Annotated in this window: 22 protein-coding genes and 1 pseudogene; 14 read left to right on the plus strand and 9 right to left on the minus strand. The window is 62.8% G+C overall.

Annotation, left to right across the window (positions count from 1 at the left end; translation table 11 throughout):
* Positions 1 to 60 precede the first annotated feature (60 nt).
* The 6 genes from cheY to CCD76_RS07250 all read left to right on the plus strand — a co-directional run bounded on the left by cheY (position 61) and on the right by CCD76_RS07250 (position 5,880).
* Positions 61 to 450, plus strand: coding sequence for a chemotaxis response regulator CheY (gene cheY / locus CCD76_RS07225; RefSeq protein ID WP_071230202.1), 390 nt, complete (start codon positions 61 to 63; stop codon positions 448 to 450).
* A 19-nt stretch (positions 451 to 469) separates the two neighbouring features.
* Positions 470 to 1,138: a protein phosphatase CheZ gene (gene cheZ / locus CCD76_RS07230; RefSeq protein WP_087718858.1), complete on the plus strand. Its 669-nt coding sequence runs from the start codon at positions 470 to 472 to the stop codon at positions 1,136 to 1,138.
* A 151-nt stretch (positions 1,139 to 1,289) separates the two neighbouring features.
* Positions 1,290 to 2,453 carry a flagellar biosynthesis protein FlhB gene (gene flhB / locus CCD76_RS07235; protein WP_087718859.1) on the plus strand — a complete coding sequence of 388 codons (1,164 nt, stop codon included), beginning with the start codon at positions 1,290 to 1,292 and terminating at the stop codon, positions 2,451 to 2,453.
* A complete protein-coding gene (gene flhA, locus CCD76_RS07240) occupies positions 2,450 to 4,534 on the plus strand; it encodes a flagellar biosynthesis protein FlhA (RefSeq protein ID WP_087718860.1) in 2,085 nt (694 codons plus the stop codon). Before flhB ends, flhA begins: the two co-directional genes overlap by 4 nt.
* A gap of 110 nt (positions 4,535 to 4,644) precedes the next feature.
* Positions 4,645 to 5,052 (plus strand): flagellar protein FlhE, encoded by a 408-nt coding sequence (locus CCD76_RS07245; RefSeq protein ID WP_179208870.1) that lies wholly within the window; start codon positions 4,645 to 4,647, stop codon positions 5,050 to 5,052.
* Positions 5,053 to 5,181: 129 nt separating this feature from the next.
* On the plus strand, positions 5,182 to 5,880 hold the full coding sequence (locus tag CCD76_RS07250) for an RNA polymerase sigma factor FliA (protein WP_087718862.1): 699 nt from the start codon (positions 5,182 to 5,184) through the stop codon (positions 5,878 to 5,880).
* A gap of 175 nt (positions 5,881 to 6,055) precedes the next feature.
* Here CCD76_RS07250 and CCD76_RS07255 read toward each other — a convergent pair whose 3' ends face one another.
* Genes CCD76_RS07255 through CCD76_RS07265 form a run of 3 tightly spaced genes read right to left on the minus strand, consistent with a single transcriptional unit; the run spans position 6,056 to position 9,691 of the window.
* Positions 6,056 to 6,685, minus strand: a complete 630-nt coding sequence (locus tag CCD76_RS07255; RefSeq protein WP_256961188.1) for a PqiC family protein — start codon at positions 6,683 to 6,685, stop codon at positions 6,056 to 6,058.
* Entirely contained in the window at positions 6,682 to 8,322 is a 1,641-nt protein-coding gene (pqiB, locus tag CCD76_RS07260; RefSeq protein ID WP_087718863.1) for an intermembrane transport protein PqiB, read from the minus strand. Before pqiB ends, CCD76_RS07255 begins: the two co-directional genes overlap by 4 nt.
* On the minus strand, positions 8,315 to 9,691 hold the full coding sequence (locus CCD76_RS07265; protein WP_373419407.1) for a PqiA/YebS family transporter subunit: 1,377 nt from the start codon (positions 9,689 to 9,691) through the stop codon (positions 8,315 to 8,317). The genes pqiB and CCD76_RS07265 overlap by 8 nt, the downstream gene beginning before the upstream one ends.
* 367 nt (positions 9,692 to 10,058) lie before the next feature.
* Here CCD76_RS07265 and CCD76_RS07270 point away from each other — a divergent pair, with 367 nt between their 5' ends.
* Positions 10,059 to 11,033, plus strand: a complete 975-nt coding sequence (locus CCD76_RS07270) for a calcium/sodium antiporter (RefSeq protein ID WP_087718864.1) — start codon at positions 10,059 to 10,061, stop codon at positions 11,031 to 11,033.
* A gap of 26 nt (positions 11,034 to 11,059) precedes the next feature.
* On the opposite strand, the gene CCD76_RS07275 is transcribed toward CCD76_RS07270, so the two are convergent.
* From CCD76_RS07275 to CCD76_RS07290, 4 genes are all read right to left on the minus strand, one after another.
* Positions 11,060 to 12,001 (minus strand): ArsA family ATPase, encoded by a 942-nt coding sequence (locus tag CCD76_RS07275; RefSeq protein WP_087718865.1) that lies wholly within the window; start codon positions 11,999 to 12,001, stop codon positions 11,060 to 11,062.
* 27 nt (positions 12,002 to 12,028) lie between these two features.
* On the minus strand, positions 12,029 to 12,325 hold the full coding sequence (locus CCD76_RS07280) for a cory-CC-star protein (protein ID WP_011507301.1): 297 nt from the start codon (positions 12,323 to 12,325) through the stop codon (positions 12,029 to 12,031).
* Positions 12,312 to 14,069 (minus strand): carbon starvation CstA family protein, encoded by a 1,758-nt coding sequence (locus CCD76_RS07285; protein WP_011507300.1) that lies wholly within the window; start codon positions 14,067 to 14,069, stop codon positions 12,312 to 12,314. Before CCD76_RS07285 ends, CCD76_RS07280 begins: the two co-directional genes overlap by 14 nt.
* A 166-nt stretch (positions 14,070 to 14,235) precedes the next feature.
* Complete coding sequence (locus CCD76_RS07290; RefSeq protein WP_218776985.1) at positions 14,236 to 15,465, minus strand: multidrug effflux MFS transporter; 1,230 nt, start codon at positions 15,463 to 15,465, stop codon at positions 14,236 to 14,238.
* A gap of 594 nt (positions 15,466 to 16,059) precedes the next feature.
* Between CCD76_RS07290 and CCD76_RS07295 the strand changes: the two genes are divergently transcribed.
* The 4 genes from CCD76_RS07295 to cydC all read left to right on the plus strand — a co-directional run bounded on the left by CCD76_RS07295 (position 16,060) and on the right by cydC (position 21,943).
* Complete coding sequence (locus tag CCD76_RS07295) at positions 16,060 to 17,472, plus strand: cytochrome ubiquinol oxidase subunit I (protein ID WP_087718867.1); 1,413 nt, start codon at positions 16,060 to 16,062, stop codon at positions 17,470 to 17,472.
* Between the two features lie 3 nt (positions 17,473 to 17,475).
* A complete protein-coding gene (cydB, locus tag CCD76_RS07300) occupies positions 17,476 to 18,477 on the plus strand; it encodes a cytochrome d ubiquinol oxidase subunit II (protein ID WP_087718868.1) in 1,002 nt (333 codons plus the stop codon).
* Between the two features lie 113 nt (positions 18,478 to 18,590).
* On the plus strand, positions 18,591 to 20,270 hold the full coding sequence (gene cydD / locus CCD76_RS07305) for a thiol reductant ABC exporter subunit CydD (protein ID WP_306298796.1): 1,680 nt from the start codon (positions 18,591 to 18,593) through the stop codon (positions 20,268 to 20,270).
* Complete coding sequence (gene cydC, locus CCD76_RS07310) at positions 20,267 to 21,943, plus strand: thiol reductant ABC exporter subunit CydC (protein WP_087718870.1); 1,677 nt, start codon at positions 20,267 to 20,269, stop codon at positions 21,941 to 21,943. The genes cydD and cydC overlap by 4 nt, the downstream gene beginning before the upstream one ends.
* On the opposite strand, the gene CCD76_RS07315 is transcribed toward cydC, so the two are convergent.
* Positions 21,940 to 22,608, minus strand: coding sequence for a nucleotidyl transferase AbiEii/AbiGii toxin family protein (locus tag CCD76_RS07315; RefSeq protein WP_256961189.1), 669 nt, complete (start codon positions 22,606 to 22,608; stop codon positions 21,940 to 21,942). The two genes, cydC and CCD76_RS07315, sit on opposite strands and share 4 nt — an antisense overlap.
* A 97-nt stretch (positions 22,609 to 22,705) precedes the next feature.
* Positions 22,706 to 23,113 (minus strand): Cd(II)/Pb(II)-responsive transcriptional regulator, encoded by a 408-nt coding sequence (gene cadR / locus CCD76_RS07320; protein ID WP_029396360.1) that lies wholly within the window; start codon positions 23,111 to 23,113, stop codon positions 22,706 to 22,708.
* Positions 23,114 to 23,208: 95 nt separating this feature from the next.
* On the opposite strand from cadR, the gene CCD76_RS07325 reads away from it, so the two are divergent.
* From CCD76_RS07325 to CCD76_RS19710, 3 genes and pseudogenes are all read left to right on the plus strand, one after another.
* The gene (locus CCD76_RS07325) at positions 23,209 to 24,105 is read left to right on the plus strand and encodes a cation transporter (RefSeq protein ID WP_004574643.1); all 897 of its coding nucleotides are present in this window, start codon (positions 23,209 to 23,211) and stop codon (positions 24,103 to 24,105) included.
* 3 nt (positions 24,106 to 24,108) lie between these two features.
* Positions 24,109 to 24,621: a signal peptidase II gene (gene lspA, locus CCD76_RS07330; RefSeq protein WP_004863699.1), complete on the plus strand. Its 513-nt coding sequence runs from the start codon at positions 24,109 to 24,111 to the stop codon at positions 24,619 to 24,621.
* Positions 24,622 to 24,642: 21 nt separating this feature from the next.
* Positions 24,643 to 24,768, plus strand: a pseudogene (locus CCD76_RS19710) (ISL3 family transposase); the annotation flags it as partial.

A 24,768-nucleotide genomic window follows, 5' to 3' on the forward strand; every position in this document is an offset into this window, starting at 1 on the left:
GAGCGGGCATGCTGCCGATAACCTCACCATGCCCGCCTAATGAAGTGAAGAGGAAAGATGATGGCTGACAAGAACATGAGCATCCTGGTAGTGGATGATTTCCCGACCATGCGTCGGATCGTCCGCAGTCTGCTCAAGGAACTCGGGTTCGAAAACGTGGAAGAGGCTGAGGATGGGCAGGAAGCATTGACCAAGTTGCGTGCCGGTGGCTTCGAATTCGTGGTCTCAGATTGGAACATGCCCAATCTCGATGGTCTGGAGATGCTCAAGGAGATCCGTCAGGATCCCAAGCTCTCCTCGCTGCCCGTGCTGATGGTGACGGCCGAAGCCAAGAAAGAAAATATCATCGCGGCTGCCCAGGCCGGCGCCAACGGCTACGTCGTCAAACCGTTCACTGCGGCGACGCTCGAGGAAAAGCTCAACAAAATTTTTGAAAAACTGGGCAAGTGACGCCTACGGAGGGTAGATCATGAGTGGTGCCAACCCTCAAGGCAGCGGTGCGGAAAGCGTGGCTCCCGACGATCTGATTCGCCGTATTGGCCATCTCACTCGCATGCTGCGTGAGAACATGCGTGAGCTGGGCCTCGATAAAGAGGTAGAAAAGGCGGCACAGGCGATTCCCGATGCTCGTGACCGGCTCAGCTATGTCGCGTCGATGACCGAGCAGGCGGCGGAACGCGCGCTCAATGCCATTGATCATGCCCAGCCTCTGCAGAATGCGCTCGAGAGTGAAGCGATCGCCCTCGACAAGCGTTGGGACGAGTGGTTTGCCGAGCCCAAGGCGCTCGACGAAGCCAAGGCGCTGGTCAAGGACACCCGTTCCTATCTGCAGAACGTGCCAAAGCAGACCAGTGCCACCAATGCCCAACTGCTCGAGATCATGATGGCGCAGGATTTTCAGGATCTCACCGGCCAGGTCATCAAGAAGATGATGGACGTGATCCACGAGATCGAGCAGCAGCTGGTGCAGGTACTGATCGATAACGCGCCCGAGGGAACCGAGCGTCGTGAGCGCGCCACTCGCGTGGCCGAGCAACCCGACTCGCTGCTCAATGGCCCTCAGGTCAATCCGCAGGCTGCCGATGTCGTCAGTAGTCAGGATCAGGTCGACGATCTGTTGGACAGTCTCGGGTTCTGATCCCGGCCGAGAGAACCTTCCCCGGCCTTCGCAAATGTCTAGCCTCCCGAAATAGCAGGGTGTTCATCCTGCTATTTCTCCGTTTGATACTCCTTCTCTCCAAGCAGAATAGCGTCCAGGTATTCATCCCCTTCCGTGGCGGAGTGCGCGCTTGGCCGAGCAGAACGACAGCGATCAGGAAAAGACCGAACCGGCGACGCCCAGGCGAATCGAGAAAGCGCGAGAGGAAGGGCAGGTCGCGCGGTCACGTGAACTCGCCACTTTCCTGCTGCTGGTCAGCGGTGTGCTGGGTCTATGGGTCATGGGCAATAATCTCTATGACGAGTTGAGCCTCGTCATGGAGCAGTCCTTCCTTTTCGACCATGGGCTGGCATTCGACAGCGCCCGGATGTTGAGCCACGTCTGGGTGTTGGGGCAACATACGCTGGTTGCGTTGCTGCCCCTGTTTCTGTTGTTCACGACCGCGGCGATCCTGGGGCCGACGATGCTGGGTGGCTGGCTGGTCTCGGCGAAATCGCTCAAGCCGCAGCTCGGCAAGCTGAACCCGTTCAAGGGTTTGAAGCGCATGTTCTCGACCCAGGCGTTGGCGGAACTGGCCAAGGCCATCGCCAAGTCGGTACTGGTCGGCGGCGTCGGCGTGGTGTACCTGTGGGCGCAGCACGATACGCTGATGGGTCTCATGGAGATGCCGATCCAGCAGGCGCTGGCCACGGCGATGCGCTTGGCGGCCGTGGGCTGTGCGCTCATCGTGACCTCTTTGATACTGGTCATCCTGATCGACGTTCCCTACCAGCTCTGGAGCCACAACAAGAAGCTGCGCATGAGCCGCGAGGACATTCGACAGGAACACAAGGAGACCGAGGGCGACCCGCACGTCAAGGGCCGCATACGCTCTCAGCAGCAGGCCATGGCGAGACGGCGGATGATGAGCAAGGTGCCGACCGCCGACGTGATCGTGACCAACCCGACGCACTATGCCGTGGCACTGAGCTACCAGCAGGATTCCATGTCCGCTCCCCGGGTCGTCGCCAAGGGGGCCGATCACGTCGCCGCCAAGATCAGGGAGCTCGGCGACGAAAATCGCATACCGCGACTGGAGGCGCCGCCGCTGGCGCGTGCGCTGTATCACCATGTCGATCTGGAACAGGAGATCCCTGGCGATCTCTATACGGCGGTTGCCGAAGTCCTGGCCTGGGCCTTCCGCCTCAAACAGGTCGAAACCGACGGCGGCGATATTCCGCCAACGCCCCGCGACCTGCCCGTGCCGCCAGCGCTAGACGAAGCGGCGTCAGATTCTTCCAAGGAGAGTGAATGAACGCGCTCACCCAGTGGTTCGGTCAGCGCAAGTGGCCGGCTGACACGCAGTTCAAGATCCTGGCCGGCCCTGTGCTGATCATCATGATCTTGAGCATGATGATCCTGCCGTTGCCGCCATTCGCGCTCGATCTCTTTTTCACCTTCAATATCGCGCTGTCGATCATGGTGCTGCTGGTCAGTATGTTCACGGAAAAGCCGCTGGACTTCGCGGCGTTCCCGGCGGTCCTGCTGTTCTCGACGCTGCTGCGACTGTCGCTGAACGTGGCATCCACCCGTGTAGTGCTGATGGAAGGGCACGAGGGGGGCGATGCCGCAGGCAAGGTGATCGAGGCCTTTGGCGAGTTCCTGATCGGCGGCAACTTCGCCGTCGGCCTGGTGGTGTTTTTGATTCTGGTGGTGATCAACTTCATGGTCATCACCAAGGGCGCCGGGCGAATCGCCGAGGTGGGGGCGCGTTTCACCCTGGATTCCATGCCCGGCAAACAGATGGCGATCGATGCCGACCTCAACGCCGGTCTGATCGGCGAGGAAGAGGCTCGCAGGCGGCGTACCGAGATCAATCAGGAGTCGGAGTTCTACGGCTCCATGGACGGTGCCAGCAAGTTCGTCCGCGGTGATGCCATGGCCGGCCTGTTGATCATGGTGATCAACCTGATCGGCGGGTTGATGATCGGCGTGGCGCAGCATGGCCTGCCATTCGGCGAAGCCGTGAAAACCTATACATTGCTGACCGTGGGCGACGGCCTGGTCGCCCAGATCCCGGCGCTGGTGATCTCGACGGCGGCGGGCGTCACGGTCTCCCGCGTCAATACCGATCAGGACGTCGGTCAGCAGCTGTTGAGTCAGCTTTTCAACAATCCGCGCGTCATGTTCCTTGCGGCTGGCGTCATGGGGTTGCTCGGTCTGATCCCCGGCATGCCGAACGTGGTCTTCCTGCTGTTTGCCATCATCCTGGGGGCGCTGGGCTGGTGGATGTCCCGGCGCGAGCAGGTCAAAGCCGTGCGCGCAGTGGAAGAAAAGGCACCGCCGGCAGTACAGGAAACGCCGGAGGCGAGTTGGGACGACGTTCAACTGGTCGATACCCTGGGCCTGGAAGTGGGGCACCGCCTGATCCCGCTGGTGGATCAGCGCCAGCAGGGGGAACTGCTGGGACGCATCAAGAGTGTGCGCAAGAAGTTCGCCCAGGACGTCGGGTTCCTGCCGTCGGTCGTCCATATTCGCGACAATCTCGAACTGAGCCCCAACGCCTACGTGATCACCCTGAAGGGCGTGGAAGTCGGTCGTGCGGAGGCGTTTCCGGGCAAGTGGCTGGCGATCGACCCGGGCCAGGTTTCCGGATCGCTGGACGGAACCCGGACCCAGGACCCTGCGTTTGGCCTGACCGCCTACTGGATCGATACGGCGCAACGGGAGCGAGCCCAGATCTACGGCTACACCGTGGTGGACGCGAGCACCGTGATCGCCACGCATCTCAACCATCTGCTGCATGAAAACGCTGGCGACATGCTGGGACGCGCCGAGGTCCAGCAGCTTCTGGACAAGGTGGCGGAGCAGCAGAAGTCGCTGGTGGAAGACGTGGTGCCCAAGCTGCTGGCGCTGACGACGTTGCAACGCATCCTGCAGAACCTGCTTGCCGAAGACGTCCCGATCCGCGACATGCACACGATTCTCGACGTGCTGGCGGAGTACGCGCCGCAGCAATCCGATGCCAACGAGTTGACCGCGCTGGTACGCGTTGCGCTGGGCCGGGCGATTACCCAGCAGTGGTTCCCGGGACGAGAGCCGATGCACGTGATGGGGCTGGAACCCCGGCTGGAGCAGGTTCTGGCTCAAGCGCTCAACAACGGCGGCGCGCTCGAACCGGGGCTGGCCGATACGCTGATGCAACAGACCGCCGCTGCGGTGGAGCGACAGCAGAGCCGTGACGAGCCCACCGTGCTGGTCGTTCAGCATGGCCTGCGGGCGCTGCTGGCACGTTTCCTGCGTCGTCAGATCAAGTCCCTGGTCGTGCTTTCTCAGGCTGAAATTCCCGACGACCGCAACTTGCGAGTCACCACGACCATCGGGGCATCGTCATGACTGGCGGTGTCCGGTCGATGAGAACGGGGACCCTGTCTACGATGCCACGGGCGTCGTCTCTGTTAAGAGCGTTTTCCCTGGTGCCGAACGTGCGCTCAAAGGCCACCTGCATGCTAGGCGGTGCGATCGCCACGGTTGTGATGGTCATGGGTACGATCGCGCCGGCCTGGGCGGCCCAGGCCACTTGGGTAGGCCAACTGCCGCGCCAGACGATCGTGGTGTCGGAGCGACCCTTGGAAAGTGCGCCGATCACGCTGCCGCCGTCGGCGGAACAGGGCGAAATCGCGAATGTTCGTTGGGTGTTCGAGACCGATACGCCAGCGCCGACGTTGAAGACCTGGCTCTGCCATGGGCAGCTCTGTCTACCGCTGGCTCGGTCGCGGGGGGAAACGCAGCGCTTTTCGGGGCGAGCCACGTCCATTCCGTTCCGGCTGCGTTTCCTGTGGCCACCGGGAAAGCATGCCAACGGCAACCGGGTAATCTCCGGCGGCCAGCTGATCGTCGACTACCGCCAGTGAGGCCGACAAACAGCCGAAATAGCCGCTGGAAAACGGGCAGTTTGCCGTCTTGGCTCGGCGTCCGCGCGGCATAATGGGATATAGGTCATGCGTCCCATGACCGTAAGGTGTTTTGCACGAGGCCATTCGATGTATACCGCACAGGGCAAAATCGATCAGCACGCATTGATTGAGCAGTACATGCCGATGGTGAGACGCCACGCGCTCTCCCTTCAGGTGCGCCTACCCGCCAGCGTGGAACTCGATGATCTCGTTCAGGCCGGCATGCTCGGTCTGCTGGACGCCATGGGGCGCTACGACAATTCGCACGGCGCGAGTTTCTCGACCTATGCCAACCAGCGCATTCGCGGCGCGATGATCGATGAGCTCCGTAGTCGTGACTGGATGCCGCGCAGCGTGCGGCGAAACGCCCGGGCACTGGATCAGGCCGTGCGTCGGCTGGAGCAGCACTTGGGGCGGGCGCCGGATGAACGCGAAATCGCCCAGGAGATGGGCATGTCCCGCGACGATTACCATCAGTTGCTGGCCGATGCCAACAACGGCTTTCTGCTGGCTTACGACGAGAGCGACACCGAGAACGGCATCGCCTCGGTTGCGGAAGGTAACCTGCCATCGCCGTTGGAGGCGCTGCTCGATGCAGACAACCGTACCAATGTGATGGCAGCGATCGATGCCTTGCCGGAGCGGGAAAAGCTGCTGCTGGGGCTCTATTACCAGGAAGAGCTCAACTTGAAGGAGATCGGCGCTGTGCTCGGCGTCAGCGAATCCCGCGTCTGTCAGTTGCACAGCCAGGCGGTAGCGCGTCTGCGCAGCCGTCTGAATCACTGATCGCCTGAATCACTCATCCTCTGGGCTCCCGATCGAGATCGGGCTCTCTGCCCACGCCAGAAACACCCGGCGGCTCCCGAGCGTCTATCGAGCCCGGCATGGCAGACTTTGTCTGACTACATGTCTGACTACGTTGCCATGCAGGTTCGATAGGCGCTTTGACGTTGGGCGTTGCTTAGTCGGCGGCTGGCGACGTCGTCGAGACAGCGCGGATGTCTTCGGCGATTTGCCGCGCCACGTCGTCCCACACGGTACCCAGAGTGCGCACCAGCGCAGGATAGCCGTCATCGCTCAAGGGTTGCGCGACCTCGAAGTGGCGCTGTGCCACCAGGTCGTTGCCATCATGGAGCTGCCATTCCCCCGATGCCACCGCCTGACCGTCATAGCGGCCCTGAAACTGGTCGACACTGAGCGTCAGTCGTTGCGCACCCGCTTCGCTGCGGGCGGTGTTCAGGACTACGATATCCGGCAGATTGGCCGCCAGCGATTGCCGCAGACGGCGTGTCAATTGCTGCCCCAGCGACTCGGCCCACAGGTTCTGGTTGGCCGCGTTGAGTTCGATATCGCTGGTCTGCATGACGATCCCTTCCTGGTCGAGGTAGCTGGCCACCTCGACAGGACCGACCGCCAGCGTGGCCGCTTGCGGAGAAGGTTCGCTCGCCTGCTGCGGACTGTCGGCCTTCGGCAAGGTATACCGGTTGGTCGGCGTCGACTGGGAGGCGCAGCCGGCAAGCGCCGCGGCGGCGATCGCCAGCAGGGCGGTGGCGCCAACTCGGCGCCAACGGGGCAGGGACGACTTCATCATTGGGGAGCCCTCGGCACGGGATCGGTTTGAACTTCACGGTCGAAAATCAGCGCGTTGGGTTTTTCGCTCAAGGTCTTGGCGACTGGCTGCAGATCCCGCGTCAGCATCTCCAGCTGCTTGAGCGTGTCATTCAGCTGACGGTACCCCGAAGAACCGGCAGAGAAGCCATTCAGCGTATTCTGAAGTTCCTGCAGCGTGTCATTGAGACTGCCTGGCAACTGCTGGGTCGCAGGGTCGGAGACGATGGCATTGACCGACTCGGCGATCTGGCGCACCTGTTCGAGCGTCTGCTGGGAGGTCTGCATGGTCTCGTCCAGACGATCGAGGATCGGTTCGACCTGCAGCTCGTTGAGCTTGTCGAGCAGGTTGGAGACCTTCTGTTCGATCTGGGCAAAGCCGCCGGAGATGGTGGGGAACACCGGCTTGTCGTCGAACGTCATCGCCTCGTAGGGAGGTGCGTCGTCGCTGAAGTTCAGGTCGACGAACAGCGCGCCGGTGAGCAGATTGCCGGCCTTGAGCGTGGCGCGCAGGCCGTGCTCGAACATGCGTTCGAGGCGGGCACGCCAGTCCTCGGCGTCGAAATTCGCCATGGCGTCGTCGAAGCGCTGTGGCTCGATGCGAATCAGTACCGGAATCGCGAAACGGTTCAGCGTATCCGGCTGGGGAGCGGAGAAGCGCCAGGGCACGGCTTCCACGGTCCCCACGCGCACGCCGCGGTACTCGACCGAGTCGCCTCGGCTCAAGCCGCGTACGGTGTCGTCGACCAGCAGCACGTATTCGAGGTAGCGGTCGAAGGTGCCTTCACGCGCGCTTTCCTCGTCGCTGAAGAGTTGGTAGGTCGCCTCGGATTCGGCGGGATGCCCCATGGCGACATCCTCCGGCACGCCGAAGGTCACGCCGCCGCCGATGAGCGATTCCATGGATTCCACGTTGACCCGAAAGCCCTGGGAGTCGAGGCGCACGTCGACACCCGACGAGATCCAGAAGCGTGTGGTGTCCGTGACCAGAACGTCATAAGGCGACTGGATGTAAAGGCGATGGCGCATTTCCTTTTCTTCGGGATCGAACTCGGTGTTCTCCACGCGCCCGACGGTGAATCCCTGATAGGTGATGGGGTCGCCGGCGCGCAGGGAACTGCCCACCTTGCTGACCAGGTTGACGCGAATGCCCGGCGCATCGGGCGGAGCCACGGGCGGTTGGTCGAGTACCTCGAATTCACGCTGGGCGGTTTCGCCGTTGCCGGGCAGCAGCTGGATATAGGCCCCCGAGAGCACGGTGCCCAGTCCGCTGATGCCTTCCCGGTCGATACGCGGCTTGACGACCCAGAAGCGCGCCTCGTCATTCAGCATGCGTTCGGTATCGGGCTTCATGCGGGCCGTGATGATGGTGTGGGACATGTCTTCGGAGAGTGTCACGTCCTCGACGCGGCCGACCTCGACGTTGCGCGTCTTGATCAATGTCTTGCCGGCCTCGATGCCCTCGGCGTTTTTCATCTCCAGGGTGATCGTGGGGCCGAGTCCCGAGAGATTGTCGTAGAGCATCCATGCGCCGATGAGAACCGCCACGAGCGGTACGATCCAGATCGGCGAAAGCCGCCGGCGATGGTGGCGCGTCGCGCGCAGGGGAGCATCAGGCATCGTCGGGTTCCTTGCGTGGAGAAGCGAGGGCGGCGATGCGGGACATCCCGCGCCGCCGCGGTTTTTCGGGCAGATCGTCCCAGATCATGCGGGGGTCGAAGCTGATCGCGGCCAGCATGGTAAGGATGACCACGGAAGCGAAAGAGAGCGCGGCGGGGCCGGGCGCTATCGACATCAACTCGCCGGCGCGTATCAGTGCCACCAGGATGGCGACCACGAAAACATCCACCATCGACCAGCGGCCGATGAATTCGGTCATGCGGTACAGGCGAACGCGCGTGACGTTGCGCAGCGGTTCGCCCCGGTGGCGGACGGCGTAGCATAGCCAGCCCAGCGCGAGAATCTTGCCGATGGGCACGACCACGCTGGCGGTGAAGATGATCACGGCGATGGGAATATCGCCATGCTGCAGGAAGAGCATGACCCCGCTGATGATCGTCGAGGGGGAGCTGTTGCCCAGCGACGTGGTGGTCATGATCGGGTACAGGTTCGCCGGTATGTACATCACCACCGCGGCGAGCAGCAGGGCCAGCGTGCGCTGACGGCTGCGGGGCGTGCGAGCGTGAAGGGATTCACCGCAGCGTCGGCAGTGCCCGCGTCCGTTGGCATCGAGACGATTGACCAGGCCGCAGGTGGCGCAACCGCTCAATCCCTGGGGCGAGGCCGGCTCACCCGGGCGTGCGCCCGCCGGCGCCAGGGGTTCGCTGGCCAGCGAGAACCACATCCAGTCGGTATCGAGGGACTGCGTCGTCAGCAGCAGGAGCAGGGCGTAGGCGCAAAACGTCCAGAAAGAGAGACCCAGGCTGACCTCGGCCATGCCCGCGACCTTGATCAGGCTCACCAGGGCGGCGATGACGAAGACATCGGCCATCATCCAGGGGGTGAGGTGTTTCAGCGCCCGGGCGACACCCCGCGAATGCGGCAGGAAGCGCCGACTCAGCAGCCCCAGCGAGAGCCACATCACGCCGCACAGGTAGACCGTGGGCAGAATGATCACGGTCAGCAGCACGCAGATCGCCACCAGCGGCTCATGGAAGCCGACCAGCGTCGAGGCGGTCTCGGTCAGCTCGATACGGTTGCTGACGCCACGGGCCTCGAAGCTGACGAAAGGAAACGCCACCGACAGCAGCAGCATGATGAGCGCGCCGATGGCCAGGGCCAGGCTACGCTCGGCGGGCTTGTGATGGCGGACGGCCAGGGTGTGCTCGCAGCGGGGGCAGTCCGCTTTCTGGCCGGGCTTCAGCGCCGGCAATGCCACCAGCAGATCGCATTCGTGACAGGCGCGCAGACGCCGCCGCGAATGACGAGTCGTCGCCACGTGCGGCGCGCGCGCTGGATGAGCGGTCTGTGACGAAAACGTGTCGGCCAAGCTGAGTCTCGCGTTGATATTCCAGGGTGTCGGTCGTGATGCGTGATGGCTTGAGCCGTTGGTTCAGGCGCACCAGGCCCGAAGGGGGACTCGAGTATTGATCGATTGCCCACCATCGGTACCATCGATCTCACGCTACTATAGCAACTCGCAGCGTTGTCGTTCCGCTATGCTTTTGCCTCAATGCCTGGTATCTAGAGTGGCGTGCGGTGACGCCGACCGACGATCAGGCGTGGTCAGGGCAGCGAACAGCGTACATTCACATGCGTATGTTTGTCAGTAGCTTGGCGCCGACGGCCCTGGGGCATGCGTTTCCGGCATGCGCCGACACACACCATCCCTATATCAGGTGCAAGGAGATTCTATCGTGCTAATGGCGATCACCGCCGTCGCTCTCGGGCTGGCGGTATTGGTATGGAGTGCCGACCGTTTCGTCGATGGCGCGGCCGCGACGTCGCGTCATCTGGGATTGTCGCCCTTGCTGATCGGCATGGTGGTCATCGGACTCGGTACCTCGGCGCCGGAATTGATGGTGTCGGCGCTTTCCGCCTGGCAAGGCAACCCTGGCCTGGCGTTGGGCAACGCCTATGGCTCCAACATCGCCAATATCGGCTTGATCGTGGGGTTCGTGGCCCTGCTCAGTCCGTTGACCATGCACTCGCAAGTGCTGCGTCAAGAGTTGCCGCTGCTCATGCTGGTGACCCTGGCATCGCTCTGGTGCCTTCAGGATGGTGCCGTGTCGCGCTGGGACGCGGTACTGCTGCTGGCAATGCTGGCAGCCTTCTTGACCTACAGCATCATACGCGGCCGGCAGCAGGGCAGTGACAAGCTCGCCGACAACACCACGGCCGACCTCGAGACCCAGGCGATGACGCTCAAGCGGGCGATCACCTGGACCCTGGTGGGCCTGGTCTTGCTGATCGTCAGCTCACGTCTGCTGGTCTGGGGAGCGGTGGATATCGCCTCGGCATTCGGGGTCAGCGATCTGGTCATCGGGTTGACGGTGGTCGCCATCGGCACGTCATTGCCGGAACTGGCTTCCTCGATCAGTGCGGTTCGCAAGAACGAGCACGACCTCGTCCTCGGCAACGTAGTGGGTTCCAACCTCTTCAATACCCTCGCCGTGGTGGGGCTGGCGGGTGTCATCGATCCGATCGACGTCGACGGCGCGGTCCTGGTGCGGGATTGGCCGGTCATGGCGGCCCTGACGCTGGCGCTGTTGATATTCGGCATCGGGCTCAAGGGGCAGGGGCGCATCAACCGTCTGGAGGGCGCTTTGCTGCTTGCCAGTTTCGTGGCCTACACCGCGTGGCTGGTCTACAGCGTGATCGGTGCACGGTAAATGGATCGACACTAGCGGCCTGTCTTTCAGGCGTGAGCGTGCCAGGGGGCCAGTCCACCCAGTGCCTCCTGGAGCGGCGTCAGGTCGCTGCAGGAAGCGGGCGCATGGGGCTGGTGGTCGATGCGTATGCGCTCGCGGTCGGGGAAAGACGCCTCGAGATGTTCGATCCAGGGGCGTTGTTCCTCGCGCCAATTGGCGAGCCATTGGCTGTCGACCTCGGCGGGCAGGCACTTGTTGATCACCACGGCACCGACGTGCAGGCCATGGCTTTCGAGCAGCTCGCGGGTGCGCGCGGTTTCCAGTGCCGGCAGGCGTTCCGGGTTGGCGACCAGGATCACCGCCGAATGCGCAGGACAGGTCAAGTGCTCGCGGGCGGCGGCGAGGCGTCCGCGACGACGCATCAGCGTTTCCTGAATGGGATCGTCGACCACCTCGCCGTCGCCCAGCCACGCCTTGTAGTCGCTGCGCACCTTGCGGCGGCGTTGCATCAAGCCTTCCACCCAGGCGCCCATGATCTCGGGGAGCGCCAGCAGGCGAACCGTGTGCCCGCCGGGGGCGGTGTCGAAGATCAGCCGATCGTACTTCTCGCCGGTATCCAGCAACAGGCCGACCAGGGCATCGAAGAGGGCGGCTTCCTCGGTGCCGGGCGCGTGCCGCGCCAGATCGAGCTGGCGAAACACCGTCGCGCTGCGCTCGCCGCTGACCAGAGGACGCAGCGTGGCCTTGACCTGCTCCAGGTAGCGTTGCGTTTCGTGGTCGGGATCGAGTTCGACGACATCGAGGCCGGCCTGCATGCGTGTGGGGGTCGGCCCCGGCGCGCGTCCGAACAGATCGGCCAGATTGTGCGCCGGGTCCGTGGAGACCAGCAGGGTGCGCCAGCCGGCCGCCGCGCAGCCAAGCGCGTAGGCGGTGGCGCAGCTGGTCTTGCCGACCCCGCCCTTGCCGCCGAAGAAAAGGCTCTTGGCCATGAGTAGTTCCTCGTGGGACAGGCACGCTCAGCAGCAGCGAAATCCATCCAGTGGCGAACGCGGCATGCCTTGGCGCTGGTGCCATTCATGGAAGCGCTCGAGCATGTGCGGGTACAGCTCCAGGGTCATGTCGCTGACGGGATTGGGGATGCCCATCATGTCGCAGAAGCACAGCAGCATGAAGAGGTCCTCCTCATCCTGAAGCTCCCGGGCGATTTCGCGCCGGTGCGGCAAGCTCAGGACCGCGTCGTAACCCTGGATCGCGCGGCGCAACCGTGATCGCCACAGGGCGATCACGGAACCGTCGTCATCAGCGTGATTCATCGGAACTCAGCGGTTGCTGCTGCGCGGCCGGGTCACCCTGACGGAAGCTTCGCGACGCCTCGAGCAGGATCCACAGCGTGAACACCATGATCAGGCTGCCGAAGGTGAACAGCAGCAGGTTGCGGTCGGCATCGCCGAAGCCCGACCAGGTGAAGATCACCTGCTGCCCCATGGCCCACAGCGTCATGACCAGCAGGAACAGCATGGGAACCAGGGTGAAGACCACCGGGCGGCCCTGGCGCTTGAGCCATACCGAGACCAGCATCAGCGTGATGCCGGCCAGCAGCTGGTTGCTGGTGCCGAACAACGGCCACAGCAGGTAGCCGCCGGAGCCGAAGCCGTTGGGGCCTTCGGGCAGGATGACCAGCGCGGCGCTGGCGATGACGGCGATGCTGGTCGCGACGTGCTTGCGGGCGATCACCGGCATGCCGTACTCGTTGCCCAGCTCGGCGATGATGTAACGCATCAGGCGCACGGCGGTGTCGAGCGTGGTGGCGGCGAAGCTCACCACGATCACCGCGACCAGGGTCGAGCCCATGTGCTCGGGAATGCCCAGATTGCCGGCAAGCTGGCCAGCGCCTTTCACGAACGAGCCCAGGCCGTTGGAGCCGGCCGCGGAAAAGCTCGAGTACGTCGCGGTGAAATCGGTACCGGAGGCGAACAGGGTGCCCACCGCGATGATCGCGATCATCGCCAGCATGCCTTCACCCAGAGCGCCCCCGTAGCCGACCATGCGGGCATCGGTTTCCTTGTCGAGCTGCTTGGACGTGGTGCCCGAGGCGACCAGGCCGTGGAAGCCGGAAATCGCCCCGCAGGCGATGGTGATGAACAGCAGCGGGTACCAGCTGATGTCCGCTTCGCCGTTGACGCTGGGGGCGGTCATTTCCGGTGCACCGAACAGCAGCCCCAGATACAGCAGCGCCAGGCCGACCACGAGCTGGTGCGAATTGATGTAATCGCGCGGCTGCAACAGCTTCCAGACGGGGAGCGTCGAGGCGATGTAGACGTATGTCATCAGCACCACGATCCAGACCAGAAAGGCCATCGAGGTGCCGTTGAAACCACCCACGACCGGCGCCTCGGCACCGCCGAACCAGCTCACCAGATCGATCTGCAGCAGGGGAATCTCGCTGGCCAGCAGCGCTGCGCCATACATCACGGCCAGTGCAATCACCGACGGCAGCAGCATCGAGCCCGAATGGCGATAGACGCGGTAGCCGATCCACACGGCGAGCGGGATCTGGATGAAGACCGACAGCACACTGGCCGGGAAGGTGATGAACAGCTTGGCGATGACCCAGGCGAAGACCGCGTTGACCATCAACACCAGGATCAAGATGATGAACAGGAACAGCAATTTGGCGCGCTGTCCGATCAGCTTGTTGGCCAGCGTGCCGATCGAATGGCCCTTGTGGCGGTTGGAGAGCACCACCGCGCCGAAATCGTGCACCCCGGCGGCGAAGACGGTCCCCAGCACGACCCACAGGATGGCCGGCAGCCAGCCCCAGTAGATCGCGATGGCAGGCCCCACGATGGGCGCCGCTCCGGCCACCGACGTGAAATGGTGGCCCCAGAGAATCCACTTGTTGGTGGGCACGTAGTCGACGCCGTCGCGATAGGCGTGCGCCGGCGTCTGGAAGTCGGCATCGAGTCGATAAATGCGTTCGGCGATGAACTTCGAATAGAAGCGATAGCCCATCACGAAACACACGGCGCCGAACAGGGCAATCCAGATAGCGTTCATGAGTGATCCTTGTTGATAGTGAGTGCGGCATGGACCGCATCCACGATGCGCTGTTGTGGTACGTCTACCCTACCGAAGAAGAGAGGCGCGCTCCGTTAGACGAACGCATCAGGCGCGAAGGGTGTGGCGGTATTCGAGGCGTTCCGCCGGCGCGGTAGTCACGCGATCAATGATGCTGCTGGCGATCGAATCGCAAGGCGCTCCTCAGCGCGATCTGGCCGATCACGGCAGCCGTGGCGAGCACCAGGGCCGCGGCCAGGGCCGGGTCGTCGCCGAGTCCGGCCAGCGCCGTGCAGAGCGCGCCGATGCCCATCTGGGCGAACCCGTAAAGACCGGCGGCGGAACCGACGACCTTGGGGTTGATGCCCACCGCCAGCGTCAACGCGGTCGGCCCGGTCATGCCCACGCCGAAGGTGAACAGCAGCATCGAGGCTTCGAGGGTGACGACTGAAGTCCAACCGGCGAGCACGACGGTCAGCATCGATATCCCGCCGGCCAGGCTCAGAAAGCTGGCCGACAGCATCAGTCGAACCAGCCCGATACGATGGATGGTGCGGTTGGTGATGAAGTTGCCCAGCGAAATGCTCAGGATCAGCAGAGAAAGGTAATACGCCACGTGGCTTGCCGGCTTGCCCAGTTGTTCGACGAAGATGAACGGCGCCGAAGCGACGAAGGCAAACATCGCGGTGGTGACACAACCGCCGCCGATGGCGTAACCGATGAAGGCCGGCGAGCGGATCAGCGTTCGATATTCATGCGCCAGATTGAGCAGATCGATCCGGCCGCTGGGCTTCGCGGTCTCCGGCATCAGCCGCCAGACGAACAGCAGGTTGCCCACGCCCATCAGGCACAGTGCCAGCAGCACGGTACGCCAACCCAGCGTGGTGGTCAGCAGGCTGCCGATGAGCGGTGCCATGGCCGGCCCGATGGCCACGACCAGATTGAGCACTGCCAGCCGTTGCACGGCGCGGTCCGGCGCAGCGGTGTCGCGGATCATGGCGCGGCCCAGTGCCAGCCCGGCACAGCCGCCGAAGGCCTGGAAGAAGCGCGCCGTGATCAGCGTCTCGACGCTTTGCGCCTGCCAGGCAACGATCCCCGCCACGCTGTAGATCAGCATGCCCAGCATCAGTGCCGGTCGTCGGCCTACCGCGTCGGAGAGCGGGCCGTAGAAGAGTTGGCCGATCGCCAGCCCCAGAATGTAGAGGCTGATGGTCAACTGCATCTGGGCGTTGTCGGCGCTCAGCGCCTCGCCGGCAATGGGCAGTGCCGGCACGAAGATATGCATGGCCAACGTACCGGCCAGCGTGATGAGCACCAGCATCCATAGCGCTGGCACTGCGCGTGCCGGCGTGGCTTGGGTTGCGGAAGAGGACGTCGATGTGGCGGGATCGGTCACGAAGCGCCTCGTGAAATGGCGGTGGTTGTCGAGCAATCGAATAGCGCAGTAGCCATTAGGACCTTACGCGATTCGACTTTGTATGACTATTTGACCAAAGCCTTGCGTCTGACCGGAACGCTTGCGCGTCGTCGAAACGCTTGCGCGTCGCCGAAACGCTTGCATATCGTCGGCAAGAGCCTGGTTCACGAACAGCACCCGACGAATGAAGGGACTCCGCGCGGAGCAGCAAGGGCGGGCGAGGAGAGAGCCGGGTAGGCCGATTCGATCCTGTCAGGCTGACAGATTGTCGCAGAGATGAATTCCATCGAGGCCATGACGTCGCACTCGGTAAGCCTCGAGGCTGGTCGCAAGCCCTCGTCGTTGGCGACTTCCGGCACTATTGCCTAGGTTGTCTAGGGAGAAAAAGGGAAAGGTCGACGCTGGCATGCGACATCAGGACACGGCGGCCGACGGAAACACTTTCCTTATGATGTAAAGCGATGTTAAGCATCGACGGCTGCAATGGTCGTTCGACGGGCAAACAGAACGAAGAAACATCTGTCGTCGGGGCATGAGGGAACCGCTGCCCTGAACGCTTGCGAGGAGTCAGCCATGGCATTAGATCCTATCCTGTTGTCACGATTGCAGTTCGCTTTCGTGGTCTCTTTTCATACCATATTTCCGGTCTTCACGATCGGTTTGGCCTCATACGTGGCCTTGCTTCAGGGCCTTTACGTAGCCACCGGTGAAGCCGTGTGGGATCGGTTGGGATTATTCTGGACCAAGATCTTCGCCGTCGTCTTCGCCATGGGTGTGGTGACGGGAATCGTCATGGCATTCCAGTTCGGCACCAATTGGAGCAACTTCTCCCAGTTCGCCTCGAACTTCATCGGACCGATGTTGAGTTACGAGGTCATCACCGCCTTCTTCCTCGAGGCCGGCTTCCTCGGCGTGCTGCTGTTCGGTCGTCATCGGGTGTCGCCTTCGGTGCACTTCTTCGCAGCGCTGATGGTCGCCGCGGGGACGTTCATCTCGGCGTTCTGGATTCTGGCAACCAATAGCTGGATGCAGACGCCGCAGGGCTACGAGATTCGCGAGGGCATGGTGCATGTCACCTCCTGGATCGAGGCCATTTTCAACCCTTCCTTCCCGTATCGCTTCGCGCACATGGCGATGGCGGCGTTTCTGACCGGCGGTTTCGTGGTTTGCGGCGTCAGTGCCTGGTTCCTGCTGCGGCGGCGTGATGTGGAAGCGCACAAGCGAGCGCTTTCCATGACCATGTGGTTGCTGCTGATTCTGACCCCGCTACAGGCCTGGATTGGTGACGAGCACGGTCTCAATACGCTAGAACATCAGCCGGAGAAGATCGCGGCCATGGAAGGCAACTGGGACACCCAGTCCAACGTACCGCTTTTGCTGTTCGCACTGCCGGATCGTGGCCTGCAGGGCAACCGGATGGAGATCGGCATCCCCAATGGCGCCAGCTTGATTCTGCGCCATGATGCCGACGGCGTGGTGCCGGGGCTCAAGGATATCCCCGTCGACCAGCAGCCACCGGTGTGGATCGTCTTCTACAGCTTCCGCGTCATGGTCGCGCTCGGTATGTTGATGATCGCTTTCGCCGTGGCCGGACTGGTGCTGCGCCGGGGCGATCGAATCTATACCTCGCGCTGGTTTCTGCACGGCTTGCAAGGGATGAGCCTGGCGCCGTTCGTGGCGGTACTGGCCGGGTGGTTCGTGACCGAGGTCGGCCGCTCGCCGTGGCTGGTCTATGGCGTTCTTTCCTACGCCGACGCCGTTACGCCTTCGCTTTCCGGTGGAATGGTGCTGGCGACGCTGATCGGCTATATCGCGGTTTACGCGGTGATCTTCTGGGCCGGCGTCTACTACCTCTTCAAGGTCGTGCGTCAGGGCCTGGATGAGCTCGGCGAAGACGAGGAGATGCACGATTACGACCGCCCCGAGCGTCCGCTTTCCGCTACCCGTGTTCCCTTTGACGGCAGCACCGCCTCGTCCAGGAGTTAAACCATGGAAATGTTCGATCTTTCACTATTTTGGGCCGTCATCATCGCTTTCGGCATCATCATGTATGTGTTGATGGATGGGTTCGACCTGGGCTTGGGCATCCTGTTTCCGTTTGCGCCCGACGAGGATGCCCGCGACGTGATGATGAATTCCGTCGCGCCGGTGTGGGATGGCAACGAAACCTGGCTGGTACTCGGGGGCACCGGACTCATCGCGGCCTTCCCGCTGGTCTACACCATCTTGTTGCCGGCGCTTTATCTGGGCGTCTTCCTGATGCTGGCCGGCCTGATCTTCCGCGGGGTGGCGTTCGAATTCCGCTTCAAGTCCAAGCGCACGCGCGGCTGGTGGAATGCCGCGTTCGCCGGTGGCTCCTTCGTTGCAGCGTTCGCGCAGGGCTGCGTGGTGGGTGCCTATATCCAGGGTTTCGAAACCGCCGATCGTGTCTACACCGGTGGGGCGTTCGACTGGCTGACCCCGTTCTCCATCCTGACCGGTCTCGGGCTGGTGGTCGGCTATACCCTGCTGGGCGCGACCTGGCTGGTGCTGAAGTCGGAAGGGCACGTTCGCGAATGGGCGCGAGGTCTGATTCCCAAGCTGCTGATCGGTGTACTGGCCGTGTTCGTCATCGTCAGCCTGTGGACCCCGTGGATCGATCCGGGCGTGTTCGATCGCTGGTTCGACCACATGCAGGTGATCTGGCTGCTGCCGTTCGCGGCGCTGCTGTGCGCCGTGGGCATCTATGTGGCGACTCGTCGCCGGCGTGAAGGTCTGGCCTTCCTGCTGACACTGGGCCTGTTCATCTTCACCTACCTGGGACTGCTGGTCAGTCGCTGGCCTTACGTGATTCCGCCGGACTACACGCTTTGGGACGCCGCCTCGGCGCCGGAATCCCAGTTCTTCATCCTGATCGGCGTGCTGTTCGTGGTACCGATCGTGCTGACCTACACCGCGTGGTCCTACTGGGTCTTCCGCGGCAAGGTCCGCGTGGGTGAGGGCTACCATTGAGTGCCGCGAGGCGAACCACGGGTCCGTCACGTATGAACGCTTCACGTACGGGCACTTCACGTACGGGCGCTTCACGTACGAGCGCTTCACGTACGAGCGCTTCGAGAGCGTGGTTGAAGCAGCAAGCGGCCGGCGTCCGGCCCTGGTATCGAGGCGCCGTCGGCTGCGGCCTGCTGGCGGGCCTCGCGACCTTGATCCAGATGGGCGCACTGGCCTGGGTCGTCGACGATGTCGTCTCGAACCAGGCCACGCTGGGCGATGTCGCCATCGGCGTCGCGCTGATCGTAATCGCCATTGCCGCCCGTGCCTTGGCGCAGTGGGGGCAGGAGGTCTGCGGTCAGGCTTGCGGCCTGCGGGTCAAGCAGCAGGTGCGGGCGCGCCTGCTGGTGCGCCTGCAGCAGCTGGGGCCGGTGCGCCTGGCTTCCCGCCATAGCGCGGGGCTGGCCAGTCAACTGGTGGATCAGGTCGAGTCGCTGGAAGGCTACTACTCCCGCTTCCTGCCGCAGATGGTGTTGGCAGCGCTGATTCCGCTGGTCTATCTCGTCGTGGTGTTCTGGCTCAACTGGCTGGCGGCGATCTGGTTGCTGATCGCCGCCCCCTTGATTCCGCTGTTCATGGCGCTGATCGGCATGGGCGCCCAGCGTCTCAACGAGGCGCAGTTCCAGGCGGTCACCCGGCTTTCCGGTCATTTTCTCGATCGGGTGCGGGGGATCGCCACCCTTCAGCTCTTCGGGCTCGCCGAGCGCAGCGTCGAAGAGGTCAGCGAGGTTGCCCACGACTATCGCCGGCGCAGCCTCAAGACGCTGCGGGTGGCGTTTCTGTCATCGGCGGTACTCGAATTCTTCGCTGCCGTGTCGGTGGCCGTCGTGGCCATCTATATCGGTCTCGGCCTGCTCGGCTACATCCAGTACGGGCCGGCCGAGCAGCTCGATCTGTTCAGCGGGCTGTTCATCCTGCTGCTGGCGCCGGAGTTCTTCCAGCCGCTGCGCACGCTCTCCCAGCACTATCATGATCGCGCCTCCGCCCTGGGGGCCGCCGAAGGGCTGGTGTCACTGCTCGAACCGGATGCCGACGAAGCCGCACCTGCGGAATGCGACCGATCTGACAAGACGGCCAGTCGTGAGCTTGTCCCGGGTGCCGTCGAGCTCGTGAACGTTGAACTGCGCCATGCGGGGCGCGAACGGATTCTCGGGCCGCTGTCGCTGCGTATCGATACCGGTGAAGTAGTGGCGCTGATCGGCCCATCCGGCAGCGGTAAATCCAGTCTGTTGCAACTGATCGCCGGCTTCATTGCGCCCAGTGCGGGGCAGGTCGAGGTACGGCGCGATCCGGCCATCGCCTGGCTGGATCAGCGCCCGCTGATCATCCAGGGAACGCTTGCCGACAACCTGCGGCTGGTCGCGCCCGATGCCAGCGACGAGTCTTTGCGCAACGCGTTGACGCAGGCCGGGCTGGGCCAGTGGCTGGCATCGGCACCGGGCGGGCTCGAGACGCCGTTGGGAGAACGCGGCGTCGGGCTTTCCGGTGGCGAAGGGCAACGGCTGGCGCTGGCCCGAGTGTTTCTCTCCCCGGCCAGGCTGGTCCTGCTGGACGAGCCGACGGCGGCGCTGGACCCGGAAACCGAACAGCACGTGATCGCGGGGCTGACGCAACTGGCGGCGAGCGGGCGGACGCTGATCGTCGCTACCCACCATCCGGCGATCATGGCGATGGCCGGCCGGGTCTTCGCGATCGAACAGGGGCGGTTGTCACGGGTCGAGCGCTCGGCCGATGCGCGGGAGACGAACTCATGAAAGCACTGCTATCTCTGCGGCCATGGCTCGGCGTTCTGGCCGAACGTCGCGGGCGCCTGCTGCTGGGGGCGGTGCTGATGCTCGCCACGCTGCTCAGCGCATTGGGGCTGCTGTCGCTCTCCGGCTGGTTCATTACCGCCACGGCGATCGCGGCGGTCAGCGCCTCGGGCTATCTGGACGTGTTCACGCCGGGGGGCGGGATTCGATTCTTCGCCGTCTCGCGCACGGTCAGTCGCTATCTGGAGCGGCTCTACAATCACGATACGATATTGCGGCTGCTGGCCGATCTGCGCGGGCGCGTGTTCGCGAGGCTGGTCACGCTGGATGCGCGCACGCTGGCACGGGCACGCGCTTCCCAGTGGCTCAACCGGCTGACGGCGGATATCGACACCCTCGACAACCTCTACCTGCGCCTGCTGGCGCCGCCGCTGGTCGCGCTAATCAGCATCCTGGCCTTCGCGGCCTTCGCGGCGGCGTTTCTGCCCATCGCGGGAATCGTCCTGCTAGCCGTTCTGTTGCCGCTGGGGCTGGTTGCCACCGCCGGCTGCGCCTGGTGGGGGTGGCGAGCCAGCCATCGCCGGGTCGACCGTCAGGAACGACTGCGCGTCCGCGCGATCGAGCAGGTCGAAGGGCTGGCGGAACTGACCAGCTACCGCGCACTGGATGCCCACCGCGCGCTCTGGCATCGCGAAGAGCGGGCGCTGCTCGACGATCAGCGCCGACTCGGCCAGCGCACGGCAACGGGCAATCTCGTCGTCACCGTGGGAATCCAACTGGCCACGCTGGCCGTGCTGCTGCTGGGGCTCGAAGCCTTTCGTAGCGGGCAGGTGAGCGGTCCGGTCATGGTGATGCTGGCGCTGGGGACGCTCGCGGTGAGCGAAGGCCTGGGCAACCTGCCGATGGCCTTCACGCAACTGGGGGCAACGGTGAGAGCGGCGGAGCGACTCAACGCCCAGGCCGAACTGAAGACGCCGCTGACCGGCGAGCGCTTGACCTCGGGCGGCGCGGCGCCGTCGCTGAGCTATCGAAACGTCGAGGTCGCCCACGGAGCGCGAGTCGTGTTCAGCGGCCTGAATCTTTCCCTCGACCCCGGCCAGCGTATCGGCATCATCGGCGCCTCGGGGATCGGCAAGTCGACGCTGGCGCAACTGGCCGTGCGCGCCTTCGACCCACAGGGTGGACGTGTCGAATTCGATCATCAGGATATTGCCGGGCTCGCCCCCGACTCCCTGCGAGCGCGGATCGGTTATCTCACCCAGCGCAGCGAGCTGTTCCACGACACCCTGGCCGCCAACCTGCGCATGGGCGACCCGGACGCCAGCGATGCGCAGCTGTGGGATGCGCTCGAGCGTGTCGAACTCAAGGCCTGGGCGGAGGCGCTGCCGGAAGGGCTGGAAACCTGGGTTGGCGAGCAGGGGCGCCAGCTTTCCGGCGGTCAGGCGCGCCGGGTCGCACTGGCGCGGGTGATGCTGCGCGATTCGCCGCTGGTGATCCTCGACGAACCCTTGAGTGGACTGGACGCCGCCACCGCCGCGTCGCTCGCAACGACACTGGACGCCTGGCTGGCCGGACGCACGGCGCTATTGCTGGGGCACGACGAAGCGGCACTGCCCCGCTGCGACCGCTACTGGCGGCTGGTGCCGGGCAAGCAGGGCACACAGCTCCTCGGTTAGCAGCGGCTTTTCGACGACCGAAACCTGCGTGTTTTGGCGTTTACAGCAAGAATTCCGGAGCCGGTCCCGCCGGCTTCCGGCCTTCGAGCGGATCGATGAGCTGCGAGAAAGTGCTTGCCAGTTCTCGGGGCCAGATAGTCCGCAAACCTTGGATTGCGCAAGGTCCGGTCGAGCGTATCGGCTGGCAGGAATCGCTGCATTTCCTGCTGGAACGCCGCTCCCTGAATGATCCCCGGGAGGCGTTCGATCAAGTCTTCTGCCTTGGCGACATAGTCCGTTATTCGGTAGTCGGACAGTTTCTTCTGGACCAGGGTAGCGTCTGGCTGCGCACCTTGCTGTTTCAGCCATTGCAGGTCCCAGATATCGCGGTTACGGACGTAGCGCCGGGTATTGACCAGCGATACCAGTTTGTCGGCCATCACCTCGTCCATTGTCTCGGTGAGGACCAGCAGATCTGCATAGCCGTCAGGCAGGAACGGGTAGTGTAGCTGCAAGCCCCGTGCCTGCCGCGTGTAGGCAGGGATGTTGGCGATCTCCAGCTTGATTTTCTGCTTGGCCAGGTCACGACGGGCTGGTGCGGTAGTGACGGCCACCTGCCATTTGTCGACTTTCACTTCGGCATAGCGGGGATCTTCGCGGAGGGTTTTCGGTTGCTTGACGGTCACTTCCAATTGAGGGTAAGCGGATTAAATGGTTGATCTTACCTTTGCATGAGAGTGAGACAGACCGGCATCTCATCGGATTATCTGGTTGATGCTTCACCTACTGCTGGTGCATGTTTCCTTCGCTAATTCCAGCAAGAACCCCACACGCCTCAACTTCCCGGTCATCGTTGCAACTCGCTCTCAGTGAAACGAGTTGTTTCTCAAGCGCTTGCAGAGCGGTTATCTGCGACCGCACATGAGAGATGTGATCATCGAGCAAGGCGTTGACGGCGGTACAAGGCTGATGAGGGGCGTCCTGATAGCTCTGTAGTTCGTGAATCTCAGCCAGTGACAGGCCCAGGATTCTGCAGCGACGGATGAAGGCCAGCCCCTCACCATGCTTCTCGGTATAGACACGGTAACCGTTGTCCTGCCGATCAGGCGGCGGCAACAAGCCCTGCTGTTCATAGAAGCGGATCGTCTGTGTTTCGACCCCTACCAACTGCGCCAACTGACCAATGCGCATCAGCCTCCTCCCCAACGGATTCTTTACTCTATTGACCTTATAGTAGCTTTATAGTTTTAAATGGTACCACAACATTGTTCAAGTGGAGTCGTATCATGAGCAAATCCTGTGGTGGCGCCTGTGGCGGTGATGCAACGTCCGCAGCGGATACCGATATACAGGCCTCCTCCGAGGCGCCAGGGAGATGGGTCAGTGTTTATGCCGTGCCGAAGATGGACTGTCCATCAGAAGAACGAATGATTCGCCTAGCCCTGAACGGCTTTGAGGAGATTCGGGCGCTGTCCTTCGACTTGTCGAACCGCCGGCTGAAGGTCGTGCATGACGGCGAGGTCGAGCCCGTCACCTCGAAACTGAAGACCTTGGGGCTAGGCGCCTCGCTTCAGGAAACCGTCGCTGCAAATCCGGAGACCATCAAGGCCGCCGAGTTTTCGGCAGCTTCTGCTAAGCAAGAATCCGGGACCCTGCGCTGGTTGCTCGGCATCAATGCACTTCTGTTCGTGGTGGAAATGACTGCCGGTCTGATCGCCCAGTCCACCGGCCTGATTGGAGAATCCCTGGACAATTTTGCCGATGCGGCGGTGTACGGGCTTGCCCTTTATGCGGTTGGACATAGCGTGAAAATGCAGGTACGTGCCGCGCATCTTGCTGGTGTACTGCAACTGATCTTGGCTGTGGGCGTGCTCGTAGAGGTGGTGAGACGCTTTGTATTCGGTAGTGAGCCTGAATCGCTGGTGATGATGGCTATCGCATTCGTCGCATTGATTGCCAATACCAGTTGTCTGCTGCTCATATCCAAACATCGGGAAGGCGGGGCGCACATGAAGGCAAGCTGGATATTCTCGGCCAACGACGTGGTGATCAACCTGGGGGTCATCACCGCCGGCGCCCTGGTCGCGTGGACCGGTTCCAATTATCCGGATCTGATTATCGGCACCATCGCGGGGGGCATTGTACTTAACGGTGCCAGACGCATTTTGGCGTTGAAGGGTTAAATAATGCTCATTATTGGCAAAAAGCTCTCGCCGTATGCCCTATTGTCCATATCGGGCCTGCTGGCAGCGTCTGATCAGGCTGTAAAGTGGCTGGTGCAGCAATCAATGGCCTATGGCGAGTATGTTTCGGTGACCCCGTTCTTTAACTGGGTGCACCTATGGAACACCGGTGCCGCATTCAGTCTTTTTGCGAATGGTGGAGGCTGGCAGCGCTACTTTTTTATCGGAATCGCGGTAGTGGTCTCGATTTTTCTGATCAAGCTGATCCTTGAAAATCGTCATAAAGGAGAAGCCATCGCTTACAGTCTTATCCTCGGTGGCGCCATGGGCAACCTGATTGACCGGGTCTTTCGCGGCTATGTTGTGGATTCCTTTGATTTCTATTGGCGAGACTGGCATTGGCCGGCCTTCAACCTGGCTGATATTGCAATTGTCCTCGGTGCCTTACTTTTCGTTTCCAGCAGCTTGTTGGGTAAAAAAGCAAACACCAATGCCGAGCCGGATGGATCTGACTGACACCTACGCCTATACAACACCATGACCGAACGTCCCGACAACATCCTTCACCTGCCGCAATACCAAGTACTGGGCTGCAAATCAACCGACGACGAAATGCACTTCCAGGTGGACGTGCCCGATCCCATCGCCTGCGAGGAATGCGGC

It is taken from the genome of Salinicola salarius, from assembly GCF_002179555.1.
GTDB classification, from domain to species: domain Bacteria; phylum Pseudomonadota; class Gammaproteobacteria; order Pseudomonadales; family Halomonadaceae; genus Salinicola; species Salinicola salarius_A.

Coding starts and splice junctions, on each gene's coding strand:
- CCD76_RS07255 (WP_256961188.1), bottom strand. CDS start 6,685: ATGATGAAGTCGTCCCTGCCCCGTTGGCGCCGAGTTGGCGCCACCGCC.
- cadR (WP_029396360.1), bottom strand. CDS start 23,113: ATGCGCATTGGTCAGTTGGCGCAGTTGGTAGGGGTCGAAACACAGACG.
- cheY (WP_071230202.1), top strand. CDS start 61: ATGGCTGACAAGAACATGAGCATCCTGGTAGTGGATGATTTCCCGACC.
- cheZ (WP_087718858.1), top strand. CDS start 470: ATGAGTGGTGCCAACCCTCAAGGCAGCGGTGCGGAAAGCGTGGCTCCC.
- CCD76_RS07280 (WP_011507301.1), bottom strand. CDS start 12,325: ATGAATCACGCTGATGACGACGGTTCCGTGATCGCCCTGTGGCGATCA.
- CCD76_RS07325 (WP_004574643.1), top strand. CDS start 23,209: ATGAGCAAATCCTGTGGTGGCGCCTGTGGCGGTGATGCAACGTCCGCA.
- CCD76_RS07245 (WP_179208870.1), top strand. CDS start 4,645: ATGCTAGGCGGTGCGATCGCCACGGTTGTGATGGTCATGGGTACGATC.
- flhA (WP_087718860.1), top strand. CDS start 2,450: ATGAACGCGCTCACCCAGTGGTTCGGTCAGCGCAAGTGGCCGGCTGAC.
- CCD76_RS07275 (WP_087718865.1), bottom strand. CDS start 12,001: ATGGCCAAGAGCCTTTTCTTCGGCGGCAAGGGCGGGGTCGGCAAGACC.
- CCD76_RS07250 (WP_087718862.1), top strand. CDS start 5,182: ATGTATACCGCACAGGGCAAAATCGATCAGCACGCATTGATTGAGCAG.
- CCD76_RS07285 (WP_011507300.1), bottom strand. CDS start 14,069: ATGAACGCTATCTGGATTGCCCTGTTCGGCGCCGTGTGTTTCGTGATG.
- CCD76_RS07295 (WP_087718867.1), top strand. CDS start 16,060: ATGGCATTAGATCCTATCCTGTTGTCACGATTGCAGTTCGCTTTCGTG.
- cydC (WP_087718870.1), top strand. CDS start 20,267: ATGAAAGCACTGCTATCTCTGCGGCCATGGCTCGGCGTTCTGGCCGAA.
- lspA (WP_004863699.1), top strand. CDS start 24,109: ATGCTCATTATTGGCAAAAAGCTCTCGCCGTATGCCCTATTGTCCATA.
- pqiB (WP_087718863.1), bottom strand. CDS start 8,322: ATGCCTGATGCTCCCCTGCGCGCGACGCGCCACCATCGCCGGCGGCTT.
- cydB (WP_087718868.1), top strand. CDS start 17,476: ATGGAAATGTTCGATCTTTCACTATTTTGGGCCGTCATCATCGCTTTC.